This is a genomic window from Enterobacter sp. RIT637 (assembly GCF_019718755.1).
Classification (GTDB): domain Bacteria; phylum Pseudomonadota; class Gammaproteobacteria; order Enterobacterales; family Enterobacteriaceae; genus Enterobacter.
Genome location: NZ_JAIHAZ010000221.1, coordinates 1 through 504, shown reverse-complemented (window position 1 = coordinate 504; position 504 = coordinate 1). Strand labels below are relative to the sequence as shown.

1 protein-coding gene is annotated in these 504 nt (G+C 50.4%); it reads left to right on the top strand.

The features are described from left to right. Positions 1 to 32: 32 nt before the first annotated feature. Positions 33 to 504 (top strand): DUF927 domain-containing protein (locus K5E19_RS24120; protein WP_260411953.1); only part of this gene is annotated, 472 nt, incomplete at its 3' end.

The window sequence follows — 504 nt, the reverse complement described above, 5'->3', positions numbered from 1 at the left end:
GTGTAGACCGTGCGGGAGAACCCAGATTGATTATGTCTGGCTATATCATCCCTGTCGGTCTGGCGGTTGAAAAAGGGGAGAGCTCTGGATTATCTGTCGTGTTTTATTGCCAGAGTACAAATGGCATGATCAGCCAGGAAATCGTGCCGGTAGCTGAAGTATTGTCCAGGAGTGAATTAGTTTGTCGCCATTTCGCCGGGAAAGGCCTTATCGCTGTTAATGGCGTATCAACGATGAATGCTTACTTTCGTGCTGCCGCCAGCTTGCCTCTGGAGCGCTATCGGCTGGTGAACAGACATGGCTGGCAACCCGGCGAATATTGTTTCATGCATGGTACATATCCCATTATTCCTGCACGACGTACTGATTTGAAAGGGATGCTCCCCTCTGCAACGTACAGTATGGTTTCTGCCATCGGCGTCATGGGAACTCTGGAGGAATGGCAGAAGAATGTTCTGTTCCACGCCACCGGCATTATGCAAAAACTGGCCGTGTTAATCGGCC